Raw genomic sequence first — 23,596 nt, forward strand, 5'->3', positions numbered from 1 at the left:
ACAAGTAACGAAATTCCGGACCACGATCAAGGACGCGGCAGCACTTTCGCGCTTAGCACCAAGACCAGATCGGTTTGCGAGGATGAATCAGACTTCGCCGGCCAAAACGGAAGGAAGGCGAGCGCATTGGAAGTGCCGGCTGACTGCTGATCATTCAGACCACCAATGAGGAGCACATCGCCATCACCAACAGTGACCTTTGTTTTGACCTGGCGTTTTATAAGAGTAGGCGACGCAGTGACGCCGGTAGCGGTAGCCTTAAAACTGCTGATCTGGCCGTCAACAAGCAACTGAATACGCCCATTACCAAGCACCTTAGGCAGGACATCAACGATGACACCAGAAGGCCGATAGACGACGTTCTGAACCGAGTTACCGGAATTATCACGGCCAGTACTGGCGATAGTAGGCGTCTCGTCGCCAACGGTCAGAACAAGCTTCTCATAATCATCACCGACGACACGGCTATTGGACACCTGCTTAAACCGTCCATCCGTATTGAGCGCATCAATGACCACTTCAAAGTTAGCGCTCTTCACGCTGATAGCAGAGGCACCACCAACCGCACCGAGAGACATGCCAAGCTTGGCACCCAACACATTAGCCATCAGCGAGAGACCGCGACCAGTAGCGCTATTACTAGTAACCTCAACCCACGACACGGACACATCGACAAGTTTAGGCAACGAGTCCACGGACTCTAGAAGCTTCCGCATTTTCTTCAAGCGGGAGTCAGACCCTGTGATCATTACATCAGACCCAGCAACAGTCACCGACTTTTCACCGAACGCCGAACCGACAACGGCGGCAAGAAAATCACTGGACCGGTTTAAAGGCGAGTACAACTCGGACTCATCGTCATCCTTGCGCGGGATGCCAGACGCCGATTCAACGACGGACGACAAGGAGCTGGAAACTGCCTCAACGACAGAAGCAGAAGACGGCGCGGGCAAGGACACTGCCGGTACGGATGCAGCGTCACTACGAACAGCCGGGACCAAGTAGTAAACACCACGACGATTTTCAACAGCTATCCCCTGCTGACGCAAAATCCCTTCGACAAATTCAAACACTTTCGACTGCTCCACATCAGCAACGCTCAATGTTATTTTTCTGTCCATCGCCAACACGTCAGGCGAGATTACGTAATCGACGTGCAGCAAATTCTTCAAAGTTGTTTGGCTAAAAGCCAACAGCGATACCTCGCTAAAATTGAACGAAACAGGAGCGGCGAGCGCAAACAGCGGAAACGCCATAAACAGTATAAATAGTTTTTTCATTGTCCACCCCGAACCCATTCACCAGCAGCAATTTCAGCTTGATATGCTCCACCCGCACCAACAATCATGTTCAGGGGCTGGACACTACGACCATCGGACAAATTTAGATACACGCGTCCAACGGAATCACGAACATACCCAACGCCGTGCACCTTGTCAGAGAACACTCTCTGAGACACAACCGAGCCACCACCGGACACGACCTTAGGCGCGAACCACATGGAGCCAAAAGCGCCGATAGCGGCACCGATGCACATAGCAATCACGAGAAATTTAGTCATATGCTTACTTACTTTTTTAGGCGGCAAAGCACGAGGGGTTAGAAGCTGCAACCCTAGGGGACCGGGCAAAACGGGACCAACGAAATCAGCGGGAAGGCCGACCGTAGCCGACAAGTGCCAAGCAGAGAGCAAGCAATGTGTCGAGTGAGGATAGGTATCCGAAAACACCTGCGTAGTGTTGTACGCATCGTTAAGATCGTCGCCGCGAAAAACCCACCGGTCGGCAACAAGACCATCAGGATTGGCGCCGAGCCGAACGACACCGATATGGACACGCGGCAGATTGCCGGATGCCGCACCGGCGGTCAGAACTTTCAGCAACCCGCTCACGACAGGCACTTTCATGCGATCAAGCCGATTCAATCGAACGACATATTCCAACAAGCTATCGCGCAACTGCTTATCGACCTGGGATATGTTCTGCATGATGAAAAAGATGTCCCAGCCATATTTGCGCGCATGGATAGCCCACTCCAGCATTTCCGCCCTGCCCTTATCTTGAAAGTTCCGAGTATTGAGCCACGATCCACACTCATCGAGCACTAGCGCCCCATTGTGCGATTCATCAAAACCGGGCAACAACCGAGGAGCAGGCGCGACAGCATCAAACCCATTTTTGCCAGACGACAGGAGTGGCTCAAAATCTACGAACCGATTGCCGCTACCTATCATGTAAAGATCGACAGCAGCAGGCTTGTCAGGAACTCGAAGGACGGTTGCGCGATTCCGAAGCGGCATCAAATGCTCAAGAAAAACATCACAGTTTGTCGCGACTCGCTTCCCAGCACTCAGGTAACGCCGGATCTGATCGATGCCCGCCTTACCCTTACCGCTACCCAACTTACCCGTGATCGCGTAGACGGCCATTTCTCTCTTCCTTCATTTGCTTTAAACGGTCGTTGGACTTGGTCAAAAAGTTATCTGGCAGATCGGCGACGATCACCTTGAGGATCACCACAACAACAGTGACAAACGTTCCAAGCAAAATAACTACCTCAATAATTGAGCCGGTCATATCGTGCGAGTCCATATAGAAATTATGTTGACCTTCCACTTATACAGTTCGACCAACGACCAGAAGGTAACGTAACTGGAAATAAGCGAGGCAGTATGAGGAGAGATAACCATGGCGACACCAGCGCCGAACATGGGGTGGAACGACGCCACAACACTCAGGCCAGCGTTGATAAGTGTGTTGAGGGCTGCGTAGAGACCAACAAACAGCGCGGTAACAATAGTGATCAAAGCGACCGCAACGGAAATCTTTTGTGTGAGATATTTAGCGAGCCACGTGGCGACACCGGTAAATAGACTTAGGAGAAAATTGGCGAAAATTGGCATAAGTGAATCCGGTTATGCAACAGGCTTTTGAGTGGCACGAGAAACCAAGGACATGACCGCGACAGCAAAAGCGAACACCCAAAATCCGTCAAACGCAACAGCAGCCATCGCAATGTACTTACAGATTTCTATCGTCCATACGCGACCAGAGAATGGTTCAGTGACGGTAGGATTTGAACACTCAGCGCGCGGAATGCTCATAGCGAAATTAGCGACATCAGTATTCTTGCCGTCGTTGGATTTAGCATCGTCGATCCCGGTTTGACGACCCTCACCGAGACCGTCCACAAGCTTCATCAGACCGTCCATTAAACCGCCGATACCTGTAGGGGTATTGCCCTCACTGATCGCACAAGCGGGCTGACCCGGAGCGCCACAATGAGCCTGAGTGTCACCAGTGCCGCCGCCACCGGGCGTAGTACCCCCACCACCAGGTGTAGTGCCGCCACCACCATCGCCAGGAGTAGTGCCGCCACCACCAGGAGTCGTACCACCGCCACCGGGAGTCGTACCACCGCCATCACCAGGTGTAGCACCTCCGCCATCCCCAGGTGTAGTACCACCACCACCACCACCACCACCGCCCGCCCCACCGGTATAAGCGGGAACAGAACTATCAATCGATGCATCTGCGCCAGTTTCGCCACCGGTCTCCGCAAAATAAACGGTACACTCCTTTAAGGCTGGCTGATTGGCCGTATACATGATGCACCCGCCTACTTCAGTAGCAGCGATCTCGCATCCACCCTGACTACCTTTAAGCGTCATCGGATCACGAATAACCTGCAACACTTTATCGATATTATCTTTGTCGACGTAAGCCAGAGGAACGGTAACAGGCCCAGCGACTCGACCTTTCAGACAATCGCCAGAAATCCTTTGCACACCGATAGACATGGTGTAACCATCTTGCTTCCGACGAACCGTAAACGACGAGCCGTTAATCACGGAAGCAGATAATTCGGCTTCATTACACAAAACGTCGGCGGCATCAGCGACAAAACCGTCTACCTTCAAACCAACAGAAATCGGCAGGCATGTAATGGGATCAAGAGGGTAAGAGCGAGAGCCGTTCATGTAAAAGCTAAACGAAAATTTCCGAGCCGCCGACGCCTGACCACAGAGCAGCAATAAACAGCACAGCGCGAAGAAATAACGTCTCATAATTCACCTTACGACGAACAACTCAAAAAAAAAGGGGCGCACTAGTCGCCCCGAAAAATAGATCAGACAGCGACGATTACGCCGCGGCCGAGAACGCTTTTTTCATGAAGCGGATGCCCCAGAAGCCGCCAGCAACGACCACAGCGACGCCGAAAGCTGCCGTGATGTACAGCGTTGCGGTGGCGCTCAGGCCGGTGATGGCGTCAACACCCGGATCGGCAGCGAAGGCGGCACCGGAACCCATTACAGCAACCGCAGCAGCGGCGATTTTTTTGATGTTCATACAATTTCCCTAGAAATGAGCCAACATAAAAGGAAGGTTCGGCAAGCCATCCAGTACAACGAAAAAATTAATCAAGAATCTCGATAGCGCGTCTTGCGATACGCTGCAAAGAACCGCCCATGTACCCAAGACCGAAGGCCGTAAAACACAACGCTATGATCTGCACTGCGGACAACGAACTCATCTACATCCCCTTAAAACGCCGCACGATAAATGCAACGAAGTGAACGGCTCCCACGAACACCGCCAGCAGGAACAACACAGGCAGCACCGATAAAAACAACTGCTTCATCGTTGTGCCCCAGCGATCCAGCCCAACACGAAGATGCACACCAACGCAGCACCCACAAAAATATCAGCGGTAACATTCACCGTGGAACCCCCTGTTGATGACGCCGGTTTGTTCTCAAGCGTCGTAATGCGCGCAGTCAGCGATTGAAACTCAGCACCTGATAAAGCCACGGCAGCGCAGTTTGCCAAGTCGGTTGTAGTAGTGTCAGGCACCAACACAGTCGCTCTAGCACCGGTAGTCCCACCAGTAGCAGTAGACGACAACACGACAAACCTAAATGACGAGTCAGGAGAAATAGAAAACAAACTCCACGACTTGAGACACGCGGGCATGATTACGCAGCAGCCTTACCGGCAGCAGAAGCTACTGGAGGCACGGAGGGCTTGACTTGAGGCGAAATAGCCTTTGCAGAATGCTGCAACTGCATGCTCGCGACGCGGCCACCAATCCGTTTGTCCTGGCTAATCAAGAGCTGAAATTCGACGTCGTAAGTACCCGGCTTGATATCCTTGTACGCTTCAGGCACCAGCAATTCACCGACCAGCATGGACACGTCACCGGTCTCGCGGTCCACCTTGTGGACGATGCAATCAGCAAGGCGCATGTCGTAATCTTTGAGAGCCTTTTTGGAGAAGCCGGACAAAGGCGTTACGCCGAGAACTTCAACGGTTACCTTGCGCGGTGCCGTGTCAACAGCGGTGGCATCCCATGCGCGGATGTCGGCGACTTCAGAGACGATGCGCCCATTCTGACCAACGGCAGCGTCAAACTCGACGTGATAGACGCCCTTTGGCAAATCCTTGTAGCGTGCGGGAAGCGACAGCACACCGATGCGTGGCTTGACCTCGCCGGTTTCAGGATCAGCATCACGTACGACGCATTGCGCGTTGCGAATGTCGTAGTCATTGCCGGTCTTACGGGACGTACCTGCTACCTGTACGACGTGGACAATCTCGATCTTAGCTTTCATGGAATTCTCCGAAGTTACCGCCCTCTAGAGCGGGTATTAAAAAAGCGTCTCAACGACGCAACGAATTAGTGTGACAAGTCACGAAATCTTTTGGAGCAACAACCGGGCGGCGTCAGCTTGCCAGCGCCATATCTCCCAACGTTTAGAGTCAGCTACCGAGGCGTCAAGGCACTCGATTTGCAAGGGCAACCACATGCGCAACATGGCGTCCTCAGCGACCGTCAAAGACACATCCCGGATGCGCACATCGTCAGCGACAACGGCAAGCACAGACTCATCAGCACAAGCACCAACCAGCACAGCCTGATACACGATGCCGTCAGCAACCTCATTGAGTTCCCTAACCAGCTGAGCAGACCACTCCGACGGGAAAAGCTCGGAGTGCTCAGTGCTATCTACCCACTGAGCCTCGCCAACCAAACGCAACTGAATGCGATACCGGTCACCGGGCAAATGCATGCTTTGGACGTTCATTTTTTGGCACCGAACAGTTTGTCGAGTTGACGGAAAATGAAATAAAGAATTCCTGTATGCAATACAATCGCGAGGAGTACTTTCAAAAAAATCACGAGATCAAAATCCATGCCGCCCACCAATCAAAAAGAAATATTTAACCTATTCATCAACCTGTTCCTCACATACGCCGTACCCGGTCTAGCGCTCTGTGCAGTCCTGACCTACATCGGCTTCCGGGCTGAGCGGCGGCGACGAGAGAAGAACCGGTCAAAGTGATAATTGGATAGATTTCATAGCGTTAACTGGTTGACTGAGCACCGGTTTACCCCTACGATCCTTACTACATTACAGGCGTAAGCATTACAGGTGTAACGATAGATTACAGGTGTAATGCATGTCAAGGAGAAATATATGAAAAGCGTGAAATACTTGTTGGATTTGCAGAACAAGACCGGCACCAACGATGCCGGGATTGCCAAATTGCTGGACCTGAGCGGACCAGCTGTCAGCCACTACAAAACAGGTCGGCGCGTAATGGACGATGAGACGTGTCTAAAAATTGCAATGCAGCTCAACATCGACCCTCTACACGTGGTGGGCGCAGCATGCATAGACCGTGCGGAAAAGGAAGGCAAGCCGACGCTTTGGTCGGTTTTTATGGAAAGGGCCGCAGCGACGGCCGCAACCGTCGTGGTCGTGATGAGTGTCAATTTATTTTTGACACCGGGGGACGCGAACGCCGCAAACATGCGGGTCGCAGAGCAGGCGACTACAGGGAATATAAATTATGCGAAATTTTAGTCAGACCCGGCAATGGTGCCGACGGATCCCAACCCGACGCTGACCACGCGGAAACGCATTATGGATCAGCCAGAATTACCCTCGTGGTAAAGTCCTCATTTGTTTAGCTAACCCTTATGCCCCATGAGCGACCCATTGAGTCAAGTTGTCCGGCTCCTACAGCCGTATGGAGTCTTCGCGAATCCAATCAGCGGCAAGGGAAAATGGGCCATTCGCTATTCCTCGTACGGCAAGCCCAGCTTCTGTATCATATTGGAAGGAAGCTGTCTGCTGGCCGTCGACGGCCACGACCCCATAACGATCAGCGCCGGCGACTTCGTGTTATTGCCCGCAACCCCGCCATTTACTATTTCAAGCATCGATCCCGGACCCTGCATACATGCCGATCCTCACACGATGACCGAAGGCGCCGATGAGCGCCGTTACGGCGACCAAGACGGTCAACCCGAGATGCGCTCACTTGGCGGCGCTTTTTTGTTCGACAACGCAGATCCGAAGCTGCTGATCTCGTTGTTGCCAGGCGTCGTACACGTCCAAAACTCAAGACGACTTACACAACTTGTCCATATGCTGGGCGAGGAATACGCCGATCAGCAGCCCGGTACCGAGTTCATGCTGTCTCGATTGATCGGGATGATGCTGGTCGAAGCCATGCGCTCGACGACCGCTGGCAGCGCGCCGCCGGGTTTGCTGCGCGGCCTGGGCGATGAGCGGCTTGCACCGGCTTTGAAGCAAATGCACGCCCAAGTAGATCGTGCGTGGACCGTGGGCGAACTTGCGCGCACAGCCGCCCTTTCCCGGTCCGCATTCTTCAATCGGTTCACGCGAACGGTCGGCGTGCCGCCTATGGAATACCTGCTTTCCTGGCGCACCGAGATCGCAAAAGACCTTCTGCGCCGGGAAGGCTTGTCCGTGTCCGAAGTTGCCGAGCGCGTCGGCTACGGGTCCATCAGCACATTCAGCGTTGCCTTCACCCGGCACGTGGGCCAATCGCCCAGCCGATACGCGTCGTCCCGCTCTCTTTAAGCCCCCTGCTTTCGATCAGCCTGCGCGTTCGCCAGCGCGACAGCATCCGCGCCTGCGGCGAAATGCAGTTGCTCAGAGGTGTCGTTCGCTGCTTTCCACACCATCTCGGCGACGTCCTGCGCCGTCGTGACCAGCGCCGGATTCGCGAATGCGGCAAAGACCGGCTCGGCGAACGGTATGTAAGCAGGCGGGATGAGGCCTTGCATGCGTGCGCCCCCGTTCTCGGCAAAGCGTGTACCCGGCCCGTAGCCTGGTTCCACCAGTTTGATACGGATGTTGAAGGCGGCAAGCTCGTGGGCTACCGACCCGGTCAGGCCGTCCAGCGCTGTCTTGGTGGCCGTGTAAGCGCCAGCAAGCGGGAATGACGCGAGCGTGGTGCTCGAAGTCACGTTGACAATCACGCCTGCCCGGCGCTCGCGGAACTGCGGAATGACCGCCTGCATCATCGCCATGGCGCCGAAGATGTTGGTCTCGAACAGTTCGCGAATCAACGACATCGGCGTCGCTTCGAAAGCGCCCACGGCGCCGATGCCGGCGTTATTCACCAGCACGTCGATCGGGCCGGCCGCATTGATAGCGGCGGTAACGCTTTCTGGATTGGTCACGTCGAGCGCAACGAGGCGCATGCGTTCGGATCGCGGCAGGATGTCCGCATTCGGTGTGCGCATGGTGGCGATGACGGTCCAGCCTTTGTCGTGGAAGTGCAGCGCGGTTTGCAGGCCGTAGCCCGACGAGCAGCCGGTGATGAGGACGGTTTTCATGTTTGCTCCAGTGAAGTGGTTGAGAGGGTTCACTATATCCAACGGGAGGAGGACTTTCTACGTCCGAAAGTCCGCAAAATTTCGTCGAGAGTCCAATTCAACCTCAATCGACGTTCCCAGGGCCAAAAATTTTGTTTGGCAAAAGCCTATGTTTCGATAGGAATATTGCGCGTAACGCAATACAATTTAGCGGCATTGGCAATTAAGACGAAACCCCCAATTACTTCGGAGACACCACCACATGCAAGATCACGCCCGCGCCGCCACCCTGATCGCGATGACCACGCTACTTGCCGCGACGGCCTCCGCCAACGCGGAAACGATCACCGTCAAATCGCCCAACGGCAGCAACGAGGTAACCGTCGACAGCGACAAGCTGACCTATTCCGTCAGCCGCAACGGCAAGACCATCATCGAACCTTCGCCACTCGGATTGAGCATGGACATTGGCGCCATCGGCGCCGGCGCCAAGCTGACCGGCCGCACCGGTGGTACCGTCAACGAAACCTACGACATCGTGCTGGGCAAAGCGCGCAGCGCGCCAGACCACTACAACCACGCCGACCTGGCGTTCGCCGCCGCCGGCAAACCGCTCAGCTTCCACCTGCTGGTGCGGGCCTACGACAACGGCGTCGCCTTCCGTTACGCGCTGCCGGAACAAGCCGGCGTGAGCAAAATCAACGTCAAGAACGAGGCCACGCAGTTCAACTTTGCCAAGGACTTCGACTGCTGGGGCGCCAACATGGGCCGCTTCGACACCAGCTTCGAGGCCGAGTACGACCAGACCAAGTCGTCCAAGATCCGCAACTTCCACCATTACATCTCGCCATTGGTGTGCAAGACCGGTGCGGGCCAGACGACCTTCGCCATCGCCGAATCGGACGTCAAAGATTATCCCGGTTTCTTCCTGTCCGGCCGTGGCGATGCGGGATTGGGCGTGGCGGTCACGCTGCCGCCGCGCTTCGACAACGACCGCAACTTCCGCTCCCGCAAATCCGTCTCGGCAACTGTGCAGCTGAAGGGACAAGGCTTCCAGACGCCGTGGCGCGTGGTGATGCTGGCCGATGCGCCGGGCGACCTGGCCGCGTCCTCGTTGATCCCGACGCTGGCTGCGCCGTCGAAAATCAAGGACACCAGCTGGATCAAACCGGCCAAGACCTCCTGGGATTGGTGGAATGATTGGGCGGTCGATGTACCTAATGCCGGCGTCAACACCGCCACGTATAAAGCGTTTGTCGATTTTTCCAAGCGCATGAAGCTGGAGGACATTCTGATCGATGAAGGCTGGTCGGTCGGCAGCGACATCGAGCCGAATCCGGATGCGGACGTCACGCGCGGCAAGCCGGAGATGGATATGCCCGCCCTGCTCCAATACGCCAAGTCGCAAGGCGTGGGCGTGTGGCTGTGGGTGCAGTGGCAGCAGCTGGACGCGCAGATGGATGCGGCCTTCAAGCAGTACGAAGCGTGGGGCATCAAGGGCGTCAAGGTGGACTTCATGAACCGCAACGACCAGGAAATGGTCGACTGGTACCACAAGGTGCTGGAGAAAGCGGCCGCGCACCACCTGATGGTCAACCTGCACGGCGCCTATCCTCCGACCGGCCTGAATCGCACCTGGCCGAACTACATCACGCAAGAAGGCGTGCTGGGAGCTGAGAACAACAAGTGGAGCGCGCGCATCACGGCCACGCACAACGTGACCTTGCCGTTCACGCGCATGATCCTCGGACCGATGGATTACACGCCGGGCGGCTTCCGCAACGTTACGCCGGCCGAGTTCAAACATCGCAACCACGAGCCGATGGTGATGACCACGCGCGGCCAGGCGCTCGCGATGTACGTGGTCTACGACAGTCCGTTCCAGATGGTGGCGGACGCCCCGGCCGCCTACGCCAACGCCGACGGCGCGGAATTCATCCAGACGGTGCCGACCGCGTGGGATGAGACCCGCATCCTGGCCGGCGATATCGGCCAGTACATCGTCTCGGCCCGGCGCAAGGGCGACACCTGGTACATCGGCGCGATGACCAACGAGGCGGCGCGGACGGTGAAAGTGCCGTTGTCCTTCCTCGGCCAAGGTGCGCACAACGCGCACGTGCTGCAGGATGGCGCCGCCCCCACGCATCTGAAGGCCAGCGACAGCAAAGTCACCGCCTCCGGCAGCATCACCCTGAAGCTGGCGCCGTCCGGCGGCGCGGTGGCGGTGATCAAACCGTAAGCCCCGGCGCGGCGCTTACGTGGGATGGACGGGAGTGGCCGCAGGGTCACCCCGCCGCCTTGGCCCTTGCGACGTGCAATTTCTTGTAGCTGTCGATCAGGCGCGCATGCCTGTCGAGACCTTCAAGCTTCATGCTGGTTGGCGTCAGGCCGTAGAAGCGCACGCTGCCGTCAACCGTTCCCAGCACCGCGTCCATCCGCTCGTCGCCAAACATGCGGCGGAAATTGACCACGTAGTCGTCCATCTCCAGGTCGTCGTCCAGCAGCACTTCCAGCACCACGTTCACGGCCTGATAAAACAGTCCGCGCTCGAGGGTATTGTCGTTGTACTGGAGGAAGGCTTCCACCAGCTCCTTGGCTTCCTCGAAATCCTGCAAGGCGAGGTTGATCAGCAGCTTCAGCTCCAGGGTGGTCAGCTGGCCCCACGGCGTGTTCTCGTCGAATTCGATGCCGATCAACGTCGCGATGTCGCCGTATTCGTCCAGCTCACTGTTGTCCAGACGTTCCAGCAGCGCTTCCAGGCTGTCGTCGTCCAGGCGGTGCAAGTTGAGGATATCGGAACGGAACAGCAGCGATTTGTTGGTGTTGTCCCAGATCAGATCTTCCACCGGATAGACTTCCGAATAGCCCGGCACCAGTATCCGGCAGGCGGTCGCGCCCAACTGGTCGTACACGGCCGTGTACACCTCTTTTCCCATGCCTTCGAGGATACCGAACAAGGTGGCGGCTTCCTCGGCGTTGGAGTTTTCGCCCTGGCCCGAAAAGTCCCACTCGACGAAATCGTGATCCGCCCTGGCGCTGAAAAAGCGCCATGAAACGATCCCGCTGGAATCGATGAAGTGTTCGACAAAGTTATTCGGCTCGGTGACGGCGTTGCTGACAAACGTTGGTCGCGGCAAATCGTTCAGGCCTTCAAAGCTGCGGCCTTGCAGCAGTTCCGTCAGGCTGCGCTCGAGCGCCACTTCCAGGCTTGGGTGCGCGCCGAACGAGGCGAACACGCCGCCGGTCCGGGGATTCATCAACGTCACGCACATCACGGGATAAGTGCCGCCGAGCGATGCATCCTTGACCAGCACCGGGAAACCCTGCTCTTCCAGGCCCTTGATGCCGGCGACGATGCCCGGATACTTGGCCAGCACTTCTTGCGGCACATCGGGCAAGGCGATCTCGCCTTCCAGAATTTCGCGCTTGACCGCCCTTTCGAAAATCTCAGACAGGCATTGAACCTGCGCTTCGGCGAGGGTGTTACCGGCGCTCATGCCGTTGCTGACGTAAAGGTTTTCAACCAGATTGGACGGGAAATAGACTACCTCGCCGTCCGACTTGCGGACAAATGGCAGTGAGCAGATGCCACGCTCGGTGTTGCCCGAGTTGGTGTCGTACAGATGCGAGGCGCGCAGCTCGCGATCGGCGTCATAGATTTCCAGGCAATACTCGTCGAGGATGTCGGCCGGCAGCGCATCCTTGCGGCCGGGCTTGAACCAGCGCTCGTTCGGATAATGCACAAACGGTGCGTTGGCGATGTCTTCGCCCCAATAGCTGCCCGCGTAGAAGTGGTTGCAGTTCAGTCGCTCGATGTATTCGCCCAAGGCCGACGCCAGCGCGCTTTCCTTGGTCGCGCCCTTGCCGTTGGTGAAGCACATCGGCGAGTGCGCGTCGCGGATGTGCAGCGACCAGACGTTGGGAACGATGTTGCGCCAAGAGGCGATCTCGATCTTGATGCCCAGCCCCGCCAGAATGCCGGACATGTTGGCGATGGTCTGCTCCAGCGGCAAATCCTTGCCGGCGATATAGGTGCTGGCATCGCCAGAGGGATTCAGGGTCAGCAGCGCCTGGGCGTCCGCGTCCAGATTCTCGACCTCTTCGATCACGAACTCGGGCCCGGCCTGCACCACCTTTTTCACGGTGCAGCGGTCGATCGAGCGCAAGATGCCCTGGCGGTCCTTGTCGGAGATATCCGCCGGCAGTTCCACTTGAATCTTGAAAATCTGCTGGTAGCGGTTTTCCGGATCGACGATATTGTTCTGCGACAGGCGGATGTTTTCGGTTGGAATATTGCGAGTTACGCAATACAACTTGACGAAGTAAGCGGCGCACAGTGCCGACGAAGCCAGGAAATAGTCGAACGGACCTGGCGCGGAGCCATCGCCCTTGTAGCGGATCGGTTGATCGGCGATGACGGTGAAATCGTCGAACTTGGCTTCAAGACGTAGCTTATCGAGGAAGTTGACCTTAATTTCCATGGGAATTCCAATCTGGTGCGCAAAATGAGTTGGCCGCCATTATCCGTTGTTTTGGCCTTGGGGCAAAGACTGGTGATCGCCCATGTCACTTGCGGTGCGTCGGATCAAATCCGCTTGGCGGCCGCGTCGATCAATTTCATGTGCCGTTCGTTGCGCTCGCTGTAGCGGTCCGTCGGATAGTGTGTGCGGCCACGCAGCAACAGCGTCATCTTGAACAGCTCCTCCATGACATCGACCACCCGGTCGTAATAGGCCGACGCCCGCATGCGCCCCGCGTCATCAAATTCTTTGTAGGCCATCGGCACCGACGACTGGTTGGGAATGGTGAACATGCGCATCCAGCGCCCGAGCAGGCGCAACGTATTGACCACGTTGAATGACTGCGAGCCGCCACACACCTGCATGACTGCCAGCGTGCGGCCCTGGCTGGGACGGACCGCGCCCATCTCCAGCGGAATCCAGTCGATCTGGTTCTTCATCACGGCAGTGACGGCGCCATGGCGCTCCGGGCTGCACCACACCTGGCCCTCGGACCACAGGCACAGTTCGCGCAGCTCCACAACTTTCGGATGATCGTCGTCCACGCTGCCGGCCATCGGCAACGTCATCGGATCGAAAATTTTCACCTCGGCGCCGAAGTGCTCCAGGATGCGGGCCGCCTCTTCTGTCAGGAAGCGGCTGAACGAGCGCTCCCGCAGCGAGCCGTATAGCATCAGGATGCGCGGCGGATGATTCAGGTCGCCGGTTTGGGCCAGCTTGTCGGGCGTCGGCAAATCGATCTGGTCTGGATTGATGTTGGGCAGGTCGGTGATCTTTTCCATGTTGAGTCCAGGTTGGTTCATGCGTTTTCAGGCTAGCCGCAACGCCAGTGCCGCCAGCGTGATCAACAGCACCGGCAGGGTCAGCACGATGCCGACGCGGAAATAATAGCCCCAGGAGATCTTTATGTCCTTGCTCGACAGGACATGTAGCCACAGCAACGTGGCGAGGCTGCCGATCGGCGTGATTTTAGGGCCGAGGTCGCTGCCGATAACGTTGGCATAGATCATGGCCTCGCGCACCGCGCCTTGGGCGGTGGTCGCGTCGATCGACAGCGCGCCAATCAGAACGGTCGGCATATTGTTCATGATTGACGACAGCAACGCCGTGATCAGCCCGGTTCCGAGCGCCGCTCCCCACACGCCATAGGCGGCGCATTCGTCGAGTACGCCGGTCAGGTAAACGGTGAGACCGGCGTTGCGCAAGCCGTAGACCACCAGATACATGCCCAGTGAGAAAATCACGATTTGCCACGGCGCGTCACGGACCACGGCGCGTGTCGAGATACGATGGCCGCGCGCGGCGACCCCCAGCAGCAAGACGGCGCCGGCCGCCGCGACAGCGCAGATCGGCACGCCCAATGGATCGAGCCAGAAGCACCCTGCCAGCAGCAGGACCAGCACCCACCAGCCGGTGATGAAGGTGGCGCGGTCGTGGACCGCCTCGTGCGGCGCTCTCAGCTGGGCCAGCGCGTAGTTGGCCGGGATGTCCTTGCGGAAGAACCACAACAGTGCGCCCAGCGTCGCAGCCACGGAGACCAGATTGACGGGCGCCATGACGGCGGCGTAGCGGGCGAAGCCGATATCGAAATAGTCGGCCGATACGATATTGACCAGGTTGGACACCACCAGCGGCAGGCTGGCCGTATCGGCGATAAAGCCCGCCGCCATGACAAAGGCAAGCGTGGCCTTGGCGCTAAAGCGCAGCGCGCGCAATATGGCGATGACGATCGGCGTCAGGATCAGCGCCGCGCCATCGTTGGCGAACAGCGCGGCCACGGCGGCGCCCAGCAGGACCAGCAATACGAACAAGCGTTTGCCGCTACCCTGCCCCCAGCGCGCCACGTGAAGCGCGGCCCACTCGAACAGGCCCGCCTTATCCAATAACAGACTGATGATGATCACCGCGACGAACGTGCCGGTGGCGTTCCACACAATATGCCACACCACGGGGATGTCGGCGACATGGATCACGCCGGCGAGCAGTGCCACGACGGCCCCGGCGGCGGCGCTCCAACCGATGCCTAGCCCGCGTGGCTGCCAGATCACAAGAATTAATGTGGTAAGAAAAATCAAAAACGCAGCAACCATGGCCAGACCTTGGATTTAGGTGGTGATGTGGCCGATTTTATCGAGCTCGACTTTCAGCGCTGACTGGTCGTTGGCCAGCTCGGCGAGTGGCAGCGCGAGGAACGCCTCGACGCGCGCGCGGATGATGCGGTAGGTTGCTTCGAACGCGGCGTCGATTTCCTCTTCCGTGCCGATGACGTGGCCCGGGTCGTCGACGCCCCAGTGGGTACGGGTCACCGGCCCAAGATAGGCCGGACACGTTTCGCCGGCGGCGCTGCCGCACACCGTGACGACGATGTCCGGTCTGACCGGCAGATTATTCCACGACTTGCTGAAATAGCCTGCGGTCGGGATGCCCTTGCTCGCCAGCAGCGAAACCGCGCGCGGATGCAATTTGCCCACAGGCTGGCTGCCGGCACTGATCGCCTTCAATCCGGGCGGCGCCAGATGATTGAAGGTGGCTTCGGAGATGACGGAACGGCAGGAGTTGCCGGTACAAAGGAAGAGAACGTTACGGGCTATTTCTGGCATGGCGTTTTCCTGGTCAGATGGACGGGCAATTTGTGGCGCAGCCGGCCGGGCCGCAGGGAACGCCGCCGCAGCAGTTTTCGGTCAGGTACCCGATCAGGCCGTTCATGACGCCAACGTCAGCCGAATAGATGACGAACCGGCCTTCATTGCGTGAAGTGATCAGCTTGGCGTGCGAGAGCTCTTTCATGTGGAACGAAAGCGACGACGGGGCGATGTTTAATTGCTCGGCGATCCTGGTGGCGGCCATGCCGGCCGGTCCGACCTGCACCAGCAGGCGGAATACGGCCAGCCTGCTCTCCTGCGCGATCGCGGCCAGCGCCTTGAGTACGTCGTTGGTGTCCATGAAGTGCTTCCATAATTCCATAATTGTTGAAGTATCATAGCGTAACAGCTCCGGCGGTGCAATTAATATCGGAGTACGCCGGGCTGCCCACGCCATTGCAGCCCTGACGCTCAAGCTGGCTTGCAACTTGGGATGCGACATAACATAAATCCAAGATTGCATATTTCTTTCTTCAGGATTAGTATTCCTTCATCGACGTCGATACGCGCCCTCCAGGGTTCGCCGGCGCCGGATCTTTGACCTGCGCGAACTCGGCCCACCGCCCTCCTCGCAACGGCGACAGGTACGCAAGGTGCCTGTTTCAGCCATCGCTGTCCGGATGCTGAATGTTTGTCCGTACCCACCCAGTTGGAAAATGTCCGTCGCGATCCGCGTGGCCAACCGTCACCGCCTCCGGCGGACATTGTTGTCGATTTTCAGATCGAAAATTGATTTCGCATTGCGTCAGGCAAGGCGTCCCCACGCGGGTACGGACCGTAGCGCGAGCAGAAAATGAAGCGTTCACCAAAGAACGCACGCCGCACGTTACTTCCACATTGGAGACACGCATGAAATACACTGTTCTTGTTGCCAGCATCCTGGTGGCCACTTCGGCGCAAGCCGCCATCGACGCCGCCATCCTGGTCGGCGCCAGCACGCCGTTGCAAACCGCCCAGTACGGGGTGCGCAATTACTCGGCCCCAGCGCTGGTGAACGGCCAGCACGATCCCGCCAGCTACATGGCTGCGCCCAAGCTGCCGACCTGGCAGTTCGCCTCGGCCGATCCGACCGGTGGCGTGCTCACCTTCGAGCGCCAGAGCGCGCCCGCAGCCGGCTGGCACGCGTGGTCGCGCAAAGGCAACGTGGTGGTGACGGGCGGTGCTTCGGCAACCGCCAACCGCGTCTATACCGTCTACAACGGCCAGCAGTTGATCGCCGCCATCCAGCAGGCCGGCAACGAACCGAAGATCATCCGCGTGATCGGCCATATCGATCTGCGCTGGAGCCAGAACAACACCGTCTTCCGCGAGTACACCAGCTACTCGGACCAGAAGTTCGGCGGCTCGATCAGCCTGCCGTCCAACACCACGCTGGTGGGGATCAACGATGCGCAGGGTCGGCCGGCGCGCATCACCGGCACCTCGCTGCTGATCGGCGGCGAGCTGGCGCTGGCGCCCGGCGGCGATCCGGAGTCGGACTTCAAAAAGTGGATCGCCGACGGCAAGGATGGCGACGACTATCCAACCTGGACCCGCAACGTCATCGTCCGCAATCTGGCGCTCGACGCGCCGTGGGATGTGAATCCCGAGGATACGGCCAACGCCTACGCAGACGGCATCACGTTGGGACGGGCGCAGAATATCTACATCGACCACCTCACCGTCAGCGATGGCGACACGCCGGATTCGAGCGCGACCGGCAGCTACAAGACGCGGCACGACGGCGCGCTCGACGTGGTGCGCGGCAGCGATTTCGTCACCATTGCCAACAGCTTGTTCGCCAATCACCACAAGACCACCCTGGTGGGTAACGGCGATTCCGGCCGTGCCTGGAGCGACGCCGGCCGCCTGCACGTGACGTTCTCGGGCAACTGGTGGAACGGCGCGACCACGCGATTGCCGCTGAACCGCTTTGGTCAGGTGCACATGTTCAACAACGTTGTGACAGGAAGTACCACGACCAAGAATCCGGACATCAAGTTCGAAGGCGGCAGCGATGCGCGCTACCAGTCGAACATGCTGCTACAGAATAACTACTACACGATCGAGGGCTTGAAGCTCGAGGATTTCTGCGGCAAGGTAATCAAGGGCAAGAGCTTCATTGGTTTCCGCTCGTCGGGACATATATTCAGCAGCGACCGCTCGGGGAGCAACTCGATTGACGGCCAGTGCGGGTTTGCGCCGCCAAGCGCGGCGAACTTGTGGACGCCGCCGTATGCGTACACATTGCAGACTGCGGCTGCGGCGCAGACAACCGTGCCAGCCAAGGCTGGTGCGGGTAAGCTGAACTGAGCCTGCTTCGTCGTCCTCCGCTTCGGTGACGGCGCATACAGGGCGGATTACGCCTTCGGCTGATCCGTCCTGCGTATTTCAGATATTTTTATGGCCTCGCGGCTTTTTGACATTTCCCCGCTGGCCTGGGTGATGACCTGGCGCGCGGCACTTAGGGCTAGGCAGCCCATCACCAGCGCCACGCCGATGTCGGGCCAGCCGCTTTGTGTGCCGAACACGCCCAGCGCCGCCAGCATGACGGCCACGTTGCCGATCGCGTCGTTGCGCGTGCACAACCACACCGAGCGCATATTGGCGTCGCCGTCGCGATAGGCGTACAGCAGCAACGCGACCGAGCCGTTGGCAACCAGCGCGGCAAGGCCGATGCCTCCCATCACGGCCGCCTCGGGCACAGGGCCGGACACCATGTGCCACGCGGCCTTGCCGAGCACGAAAACGCCATATGCCCCCATCGTCACGCCCTTGAACAGCGCCGTGCGCGCGCGCCACGTCAGCGTTGAACCCAGCACCAGCAGGGACAGCGCGTAATTGCCGGCATCGCCCAGAAAATCGACGGCGTCGGCCAGCAAGGCGACCGAATTGCCGACCAGGCCGCCGGCCAGTTCGACGCCGAACATGAGCGTATTGACCAGCAGCGCGATCCATAAAATGCGGCGATAGCGCGGATCGACCACCGGTTTCGTCGGTGCACAACCTCCAGAGCAGCAGTCGGACATGCGTTTTCCTTTCCCTGTATAGTCGCCATTAGAAACCCTGAAGTCACTACAAGGTCAAGCCATGCGACAGGATCAACTGCGAATCGGTGAATTGGCCGCCCGGACCGGCTATACGGTGGAGGCGATCCGCTACTACGAGCAGCAGGGCTTGCTGCCCGCGCCGGCGCGCTCCGGCGGCAACTACCGGCTCTATCGCGGCGCCCATCTGGAGCGGTTGCAGTTCATCCGGCACTGCCGCTCGCTGGACATGGCCCTGGACGAGATCCGCAGCCTGCTGACTTTCCGCGACGAGCCCGAACAAAGCTGCGGCGCCGTGAACGCGCTGCTCGACAAGCATATCGTCGAGGTGGCCGACCGCATCGCCCAACTGCGCAGCCTTGAACAGCAACTGCGCGGTCTGCGCGGACAGTGTCTGGAAGTACAGGCGGCAAAAGATTGCGCGATCCTGCAATGTCTGGGAAAAAACAGTTGCAAATAAATACATCGTTTGTGCTATCGTGTTGGGAAAATTTTACCTGAGACAAACATGCACAATGCAATTCGTGCCGGAGCGCTTGCGGCGCTCGGCATCCTCTCGATGTCCCACGCCGCCGCCCAACAAAGCGGGGCGCCCCAGCCAACGCAAAGTGTTACCATCGCCAATTACAAAAAAGCGTCGCCATGGTTCCGCGCCGAGAGCCAGCACTTCGTCGTGTACGCCGATACCAAGCGCGAAGCGGCAACCGAGCTGCTGAATAATCTGGAGCGTCTCGATTTCCTGCTGCGCAGTTACACCAAGCCCTACCGCAAGGCCAACAGTTCCGAGCAGAAGCTGACCTTTTACTACCAGGACCGGGTCGCCGGCCTGAGCGGCATCGACGCCGCGCTGCCGGCAGATGCCATCGGCCTGTACAGCAGCTGCGCCGCCGGGGTGCAGGGCTTCGGTTTCCATCTGGGCGAAACGCCACAGAACGAAGGGCTTTCCTACATCTTCGAGGCCTACACGCGCCACTTCGTTTATCGTCACACGGATATCCGTGCGCCGGCCGCGTTCATCGACGGATTCGCCCAGTACTTCGCCAGCGTGCGCTTCACCGACGCGCAGATGATCGTCGGTAAAACGCCGCCGAATATCGCGCAATACCTCGACTTCCTCGACGAGGGTCACCGCTACAGCCTCGACTACACCGACGTGCTCACGCAAAATACCGGCAACGCCAAAAACTACGCTGGCGTTGCAGGTGTGCGCCTCGAGTTCGCCGCCAAGTCCTGGCTGCTGATGCATTACATGCTGGGTTCCGAAGACAACCGCAGCCGCCTCACCAAATACCTGAACTCGGTCTACCAGGGCGAGGACCCGGTGGCGTCGTTCGAGGGCGCGTTCGATTTGAAAGCGTCCCAGTTGGGGACCGAGATGTGGCGCTACCGTCGCACGTCGGTCAAGGTGCTGCAAGTGGACGTGCCGTATCTGCCTGCGGCCACGGTCAACTTCACCGCGTTGCCGGAAGCGGCCAGCGATTTCGTCATGCTCGACGCTGCCGTCAAATCCTGCCCGGCCAAGCCGGCGGGCCAAGCGCTGCTCGGCAAGATCGCGAGCGAGGCCGGTAAATACCCCAAGAATGATTTCGCGCAGATGACGTTGAGCCGGGCGCGTATCGCTTTTGGCGATCCGAAGGAAGCGCTACCTTGGCTGACGCAGGCCATCGCAAGAAATGCGCGCAATTTCGATGCGGTGTATCTGTCGGGTCTGGCGAACTTGACGTTGGCCGAGCAAAACAAGGACGCCGCGGCGCAGGCTTATCTTCGGACGGCCCAGCAACAGCTGCTCAACGCCCGCGAACTGAATCCGGAGTCGGCCGACGCCGCCCACGCCTACTTCCGTGCCGAATTGCTGGGACGATCCGAGCTCAGCGAAACCGCGCTGGAGAGCGCCCTCACCGCCTGGCACAGCGCTCGGGAAGTTGGCGTGTTCGCCAGATCGGCGGCGTTGACGCACGCCTACCTGGGCAATACCTCGCAAGCGAAAATCCTGATGAAGACGCTGGCGCTCAACACGCTCGATCCCCAGACCGCGACCTGGGCGACCACCTGGCAGCAAAAGCTGGCAGAGAGCGCAAGCCGTGACGACATTGTCGCGGAAATGCGCGCCGTGCAGCCCGCGTTGGCGTCCGCCCCGGCATTCAAGGAGTGGACCATCGACACCAGCAGCGTCATGGCGACGGTACGCTACAACGCCGGACTCGATGCCGCGCAGAACTACCTATATAACCAGACCATCAATACCGGAAGCCCGGAAAAAGTGCTGACATCGCCCCCGGTAAAACGTTAGCAGGCAGACGCGCATGGCAGTTTAGATAACTGTTATGCGCGTGAACGCACGGTAATTTAGTTTCCTGAGCGGTATGGTGCTCCAATAATAAAGGAGCACGATATGATCTTATTTTTCTTCTTCGTGATAGTGATCGGCGTTCCCGCCATCATCCTCGCCACACCGTCGCTGCGCCGCAGCCTGGTCACCCCGCATATCTTCGCGCTGTTCAAGCGCATCCTGCCTGCCATGTCCGACACCGAGCGCGACGCGCTTGAAGCCGGCACCACCTGGTGGGACGCCGACCTGTTCTCGGGCCGACCCGACTGGAACAAGTTCATGAAGCTGCCGCGTCCCACGCTGACGGCGGAGGAACAATCGTTCCTCGACAACGAAGTGCGCCATCTGTGCGAACTGGTCGACGACTGGGAAGCGACGCAAGTCTGGCAAGGCCTGCCGGCACCGGCCTGGCAATACGCCCGCGACAAGGGCTTCCTCGGCATGATCATCCCGAAGGAATATGGCGGCAAGGCGTTTTCCGCCTACATGCATTCGCAAGTGGTAATGCAGCTGTCGACGCGCTGCTCGGCGCTGGCGGTGCAGGTCATGGTGCCCAATTCGCTTGGCCCGGCCGAACTGCTGCTGCACTATGGCACCGACGAACAGAAGAACTACTATCTGCCGCGCCTGGCCGCCGGCACCGAAATCCCCTGCTTCGCGCTGACCAGTCCCTACGCCGGCTCGGACGCCGCCGCGATTCCTGATACGGGCGTGGTGTGCATGGGCCAGTTCGAGGGCCGCGAGACGCTGGGCCTGCGCATCACCTGGAACAAGCGTTACATCACGCTGGGGCCGATCGCCACCTTGCTGGGCCTGGCTTTCCGCGTCGTCGATCCGGATGGCCTGCTGCCGGCCGGGACCAGCACCGGCATCACCTGCGCGCTGATCCCGACCACCCATCCCGGCGTGGTGATCGGCCGCCGCCACTGGCCGCTGAACGCCGTGTTCCAGAACGGTCCGACCAGCGGCGACAACGTCTTCATCCCGATGGAATGGATCATCGGCGGCCCGGGCCAGATCGGCAAGGGCTGGCGCATGCTGATGGAATGCCTGGCGGCCGGACGGGCGATTTCGCTGCCTTCTGCCAGCGTCGGCACGGCCAAGCTGGCGGTGCGCGGCACCAGCGCCTACTGCGCGATCCGCCGGCAGTTCAAAACCTCTATCGGCAAATTCGAAGGCGTGCAGGAAGCGCTGGCCCGCATGGGCGGCAATCTGTACATGATGGACGCGACCCGCAAGCTGTCGGCGTTGGCCGTCGATCTGGGCGAGAAGCCGGCCGTGATCTCGGCCATCGCCAAGTACCATGTCACCGAGCGTGGCCGCGCCGTGGTCAACGACGGCATGGATATCCTGGGCGGCAAAGGCATCTGCATGGGACCGAGTAATTTCCTCGCCCGCGCCTACCAGCAGATCCCGATCGCCATCACCGTCGAAGGCGCCAACATTCTCACGCGCTGCCTGATCATTTTCGGCCAGGGCGCGATCCGCTCGCATCCCTACGTGCTGAAGGAAATGCAGGCCACGGCCGACAGCGACCACCGCAAGGCGCTGCACGATTTCGATGCGGCCTTCTTCGGCCATATGCGCTTCGTTTGCGCCAACGCGGCGCGCGGCCTGTGGTACGGGCTGACAGGCGGCGGCACTGCGCCGGTGCCGGAGCAGGCGGCTGCGGAAATGGCCGGCTACTACCGCGCCATCGGCCGCATGTCCACCGCGTTCGCGCTGATGACCGATGTGTCGATGTTCGTGCTGGGAGGGGAATTGAAACGCCGCGAACGCATTTCCGGCCGACTTGGCGACGCGCTGTCGCAGATGTACCTCGCCAGCGCCACGTTGAAGCGCTACGAGGACGATGGCCGGCAGATAGCCGACGCGCCCTACGTCCACTGGTCGGTGCAGGACGCGCTGCACAAGGCGCAGCTGGCATTGGACGGCGTGCTGGAAAACTTCCCCAACCGCCCCGCCGCCGTCCTGGCGCGCCTGCTGACGTTCCCGTTCGGGCTTCCGTACGCGCCGCCGTCCGATGCATTGGGTAGCGCCGTGGCGAACGCCATGCAGACCGCCGGTGCAAGCCGCGAACGATTGCTGGCCGATGGCTTCCTGGCCGACGATCTGCGCGATCCGGTGGCATGCGGCGAACTGGCCTTCGCCCTGCTGCCACAGGTGGAAGCGGTTGAACACCGTCTCAAGCCGGCGGTGCGCTCCGGCCAGCTCGATGGCATGCCACAGAGCCTGCCGGAGATGGAGCAATGGGTCACCCGGGCAGCCGCCAAAGGTCTGGTGACGCCGGAGGAACGCCGCGCATTATCGGACTTCGCGCGCTTTACCGACCTGTCGGTGCATGTGGACGATTTCCCTCAAGACCTCAACGCCGCCGCCGACGCCGACAAGCGCTGGCGCATGTCGGCGACGGAAATCGCCGTCGAGGCCTGACCCGGGTTCTTG

At 59.1% G+C, this 23,596-nt stretch carries 22 protein-coding genes; 7 read left to right on the forward strand and 15 right to left on the reverse strand.

Annotation, left to right across the window (positions count from 1 at the left end; all coding sequences use genetic code 11):
• Positions 1-26 precede the first annotated feature (26 nt).
• The 8 genes from ACZ0BA_RS08365 to ACZ0BA_RS08400 form a co-directional block, all read right to left on the reverse strand.
• Positions 27-1,280, reverse strand: a complete 1,254-nt coding sequence (locus tag ACZ0BA_RS08365; RefSeq protein ID WP_463450828.1) for a type II secretion system protein GspD — start codon at positions 1,278-1,280, stop codon at positions 27-29.
• Positions 1,277-2,428, reverse strand: a complete 1,152-nt coding sequence (locus ACZ0BA_RS08370) for a zonular occludens toxin domain-containing protein (protein WP_463450829.1) — start codon at positions 2,426-2,428, stop codon at positions 1,277-1,279. Before ACZ0BA_RS08370 ends, ACZ0BA_RS08365 begins: the two co-directional genes overlap by 4 nt.
• Positions 2,403-2,576, reverse strand: coding sequence for a hypothetical protein (locus ACZ0BA_RS08375; RefSeq protein WP_463450830.1), 174 nt, complete (start codon positions 2,574-2,576; stop codon positions 2,403-2,405). Before ACZ0BA_RS08375 ends, ACZ0BA_RS08370 begins: the two co-directional genes overlap by 26 nt.
• The gene (locus tag ACZ0BA_RS08380; protein ID WP_463450831.1) at positions 2,573-2,902 is read right to left on the reverse strand and encodes a DUF5455 family protein; all 330 of its coding nucleotides are present in this window, start codon (positions 2,900-2,902) and stop codon (positions 2,573-2,575) included. The genes ACZ0BA_RS08375 and ACZ0BA_RS08380 overlap by 4 nt, the downstream gene beginning before the upstream one ends.
• Before the next feature lie 12 nt (positions 2,903-2,914).
• The gene (locus tag ACZ0BA_RS08385; protein ID WP_463450832.1) at positions 2,915-4,066 is read right to left on the reverse strand and encodes a hypothetical protein; all 1,152 of its coding nucleotides are present in this window, start codon (positions 4,064-4,066) and stop codon (positions 2,915-2,917) included.
• A gap of 76 nt (positions 4,067-4,142) precedes the next feature.
• Positions 4,143-4,349, reverse strand: coding sequence for a major coat protein (locus ACZ0BA_RS08390; RefSeq protein WP_463450833.1), 207 nt, complete (start codon positions 4,347-4,349; stop codon positions 4,143-4,145).
• Between the two features lie 626 nt (positions 4,350-4,975).
• Positions 4,976-5,611 carry a hypothetical protein gene (locus ACZ0BA_RS08395; RefSeq protein ID WP_463450834.1) on the reverse strand — a complete coding sequence of 212 codons (636 nt, stop codon included), beginning with the start codon at positions 5,609-5,611 and terminating at the stop codon, positions 4,976-4,978.
• A gap of 78 nt (positions 5,612-5,689) precedes the next feature.
• The gene (locus ACZ0BA_RS08400) at positions 5,690-6,085 is read right to left on the reverse strand and encodes a hypothetical protein (protein ID WP_463450835.1); all 396 of its coding nucleotides are present in this window, start codon (positions 6,083-6,085) and stop codon (positions 5,690-5,692) included.
• Positions 6,086-6,478: 393 nt separating this feature from the next.
• Here ACZ0BA_RS08400 and ACZ0BA_RS08405 point away from each other — a divergent pair, with 393 nt between their 5' ends.
• Together ACZ0BA_RS08405 and ACZ0BA_RS08410 are read left to right on the forward strand one after the other, a co-directional pair.
• Positions 6,479-6,868, forward strand: coding sequence for a helix-turn-helix domain-containing protein (locus ACZ0BA_RS08405; RefSeq protein WP_463450836.1), 390 nt, complete (start codon positions 6,479-6,481; stop codon positions 6,866-6,868).
• A gap of 123 nt (positions 6,869-6,991) precedes the next feature.
• Positions 6,992-7,894, forward strand: coding sequence for an AraC family transcriptional regulator (locus ACZ0BA_RS08410; RefSeq protein WP_463450837.1), 903 nt, complete (start codon positions 6,992-6,994; stop codon positions 7,892-7,894).
• Here ACZ0BA_RS08410 and ACZ0BA_RS08415 read toward each other — a convergent pair.
• Complete coding sequence (locus ACZ0BA_RS08415; protein ID WP_463450838.1) at positions 7,891-8,655, reverse strand: SDR family oxidoreductase; 765 nt, start codon at positions 8,653-8,655, stop codon at positions 7,891-7,893. The two genes, ACZ0BA_RS08410 and ACZ0BA_RS08415, sit on opposite strands and share 4 nt — an antisense overlap.
• A gap of 241 nt (positions 8,656-8,896) precedes the next feature.
• Between ACZ0BA_RS08415 and ACZ0BA_RS08420 the strand changes: the two genes are divergently transcribed.
• On the forward strand, positions 8,897-10,873 hold the full coding sequence (locus tag ACZ0BA_RS08420; protein ID WP_463450839.1) for a glycoside hydrolase family 97 protein: 1,977 nt from the start codon (positions 8,897-8,899) through the stop codon (positions 10,871-10,873).
• A gap of 46 nt (positions 10,874-10,919) precedes the next feature.
• On the opposite strand, the gene ACZ0BA_RS08425 is transcribed toward ACZ0BA_RS08420, so the two are convergent.
• The 5 genes from ACZ0BA_RS08425 to ACZ0BA_RS08445 all read right to left on the reverse strand — a co-directional run bounded on the left by ACZ0BA_RS08425 (position 10,920) and on the right by ACZ0BA_RS08445 (position 16,097).
• On the reverse strand, positions 10,920-13,115 hold the full coding sequence (locus ACZ0BA_RS08425; protein WP_463450840.1) for an OsmC domain/YcaO domain-containing protein: 2,196 nt from the start codon (positions 13,113-13,115) through the stop codon (positions 10,920-10,922).
• Positions 13,116-13,219: 104 nt separating this feature from the next.
• Complete coding sequence (gene arsH, locus ACZ0BA_RS08430; RefSeq protein WP_463454726.1) at positions 13,220-13,936, reverse strand: arsenical resistance protein ArsH; 717 nt, start codon at positions 13,934-13,936, stop codon at positions 13,220-13,222.
• 27 nt (positions 13,937-13,963) lie between these two features.
• Positions 13,964-15,244, reverse strand: coding sequence for an arsenic transporter (locus ACZ0BA_RS08435; protein WP_463450841.1), 1,281 nt, complete (start codon positions 15,242-15,244; stop codon positions 13,964-13,966).
• A 15-nt stretch (positions 15,245-15,259) separates the two neighbouring features.
• The gene (locus ACZ0BA_RS08440; RefSeq protein ID WP_463450842.1) at positions 15,260-15,754 is read right to left on the reverse strand and encodes an arsenate reductase ArsC; all 495 of its coding nucleotides are present in this window, start codon (positions 15,752-15,754) and stop codon (positions 15,260-15,262) included.
• A gap of 13 nt (positions 15,755-15,767) precedes the next feature.
• Positions 15,768-16,097, reverse strand: a complete 330-nt coding sequence (locus ACZ0BA_RS08445) for an ArsR/SmtB family transcription factor (RefSeq protein ID WP_463450843.1) — start codon at positions 16,095-16,097, stop codon at positions 15,768-15,770.
• A 548-nt stretch (positions 16,098-16,645) separates the two neighbouring features.
• On the opposite strand from ACZ0BA_RS08445, the gene ACZ0BA_RS08450 reads away from it, so the two are divergent.
• Positions 16,646-18,088, forward strand: coding sequence for a pectate lyase family protein (locus ACZ0BA_RS08450; RefSeq protein ID WP_463450844.1), 1,443 nt, complete (start codon positions 16,646-16,648; stop codon positions 18,086-18,088).
• Between the two features lie 47 nt (positions 18,089-18,135).
• Here the strand turns inward: ACZ0BA_RS08450 and ACZ0BA_RS08455 are convergent, their stop codons facing one another.
• A complete protein-coding gene (locus ACZ0BA_RS08455; RefSeq protein ID WP_463450845.1) occupies positions 18,136-18,804 on the reverse strand; it encodes a cation efflux transmembrane domain-containing protein in 669 nt (222 codons plus the stop codon).
• A 61-nt stretch (positions 18,805-18,865) separates the two neighbouring features.
• On the opposite strand from ACZ0BA_RS08455, the gene cadR reads away from it, so the two are divergent.
• The 3 genes from cadR to ACZ0BA_RS08470 all read left to right on the forward strand — a co-directional run bounded on the left by cadR (position 18,866) and on the right by ACZ0BA_RS08470 (position 23,584).
• The gene (cadR, locus tag ACZ0BA_RS08460) at positions 18,866-19,282 is read left to right on the forward strand and encodes a Cd(II)/Pb(II)-responsive transcriptional regulator (protein WP_463450846.1); all 417 of its coding nucleotides are present in this window, start codon (positions 18,866-18,868) and stop codon (positions 19,280-19,282) included.
• 48 nt (positions 19,283-19,330) lie between these two features.
• On the forward strand, positions 19,331-21,112 hold the full coding sequence (locus ACZ0BA_RS08465) for a tetratricopeptide repeat protein (protein WP_463450847.1): 1,782 nt from the start codon (positions 19,331-19,333) through the stop codon (positions 21,110-21,112).
• A gap of 102 nt (positions 21,113-21,214) precedes the next feature.
• Positions 21,215-23,584: an acyl-CoA dehydrogenase gene (locus ACZ0BA_RS08470; RefSeq protein ID WP_463450848.1), complete on the forward strand. Its 2,370-nt coding sequence runs from the start codon at positions 21,215-21,217 to the stop codon at positions 23,582-23,584.
• Positions 23,585-23,596: the final 12 nt, after the last annotated feature.

The organism is Duganella sp. AC917 (assembly GCF_979258245.1).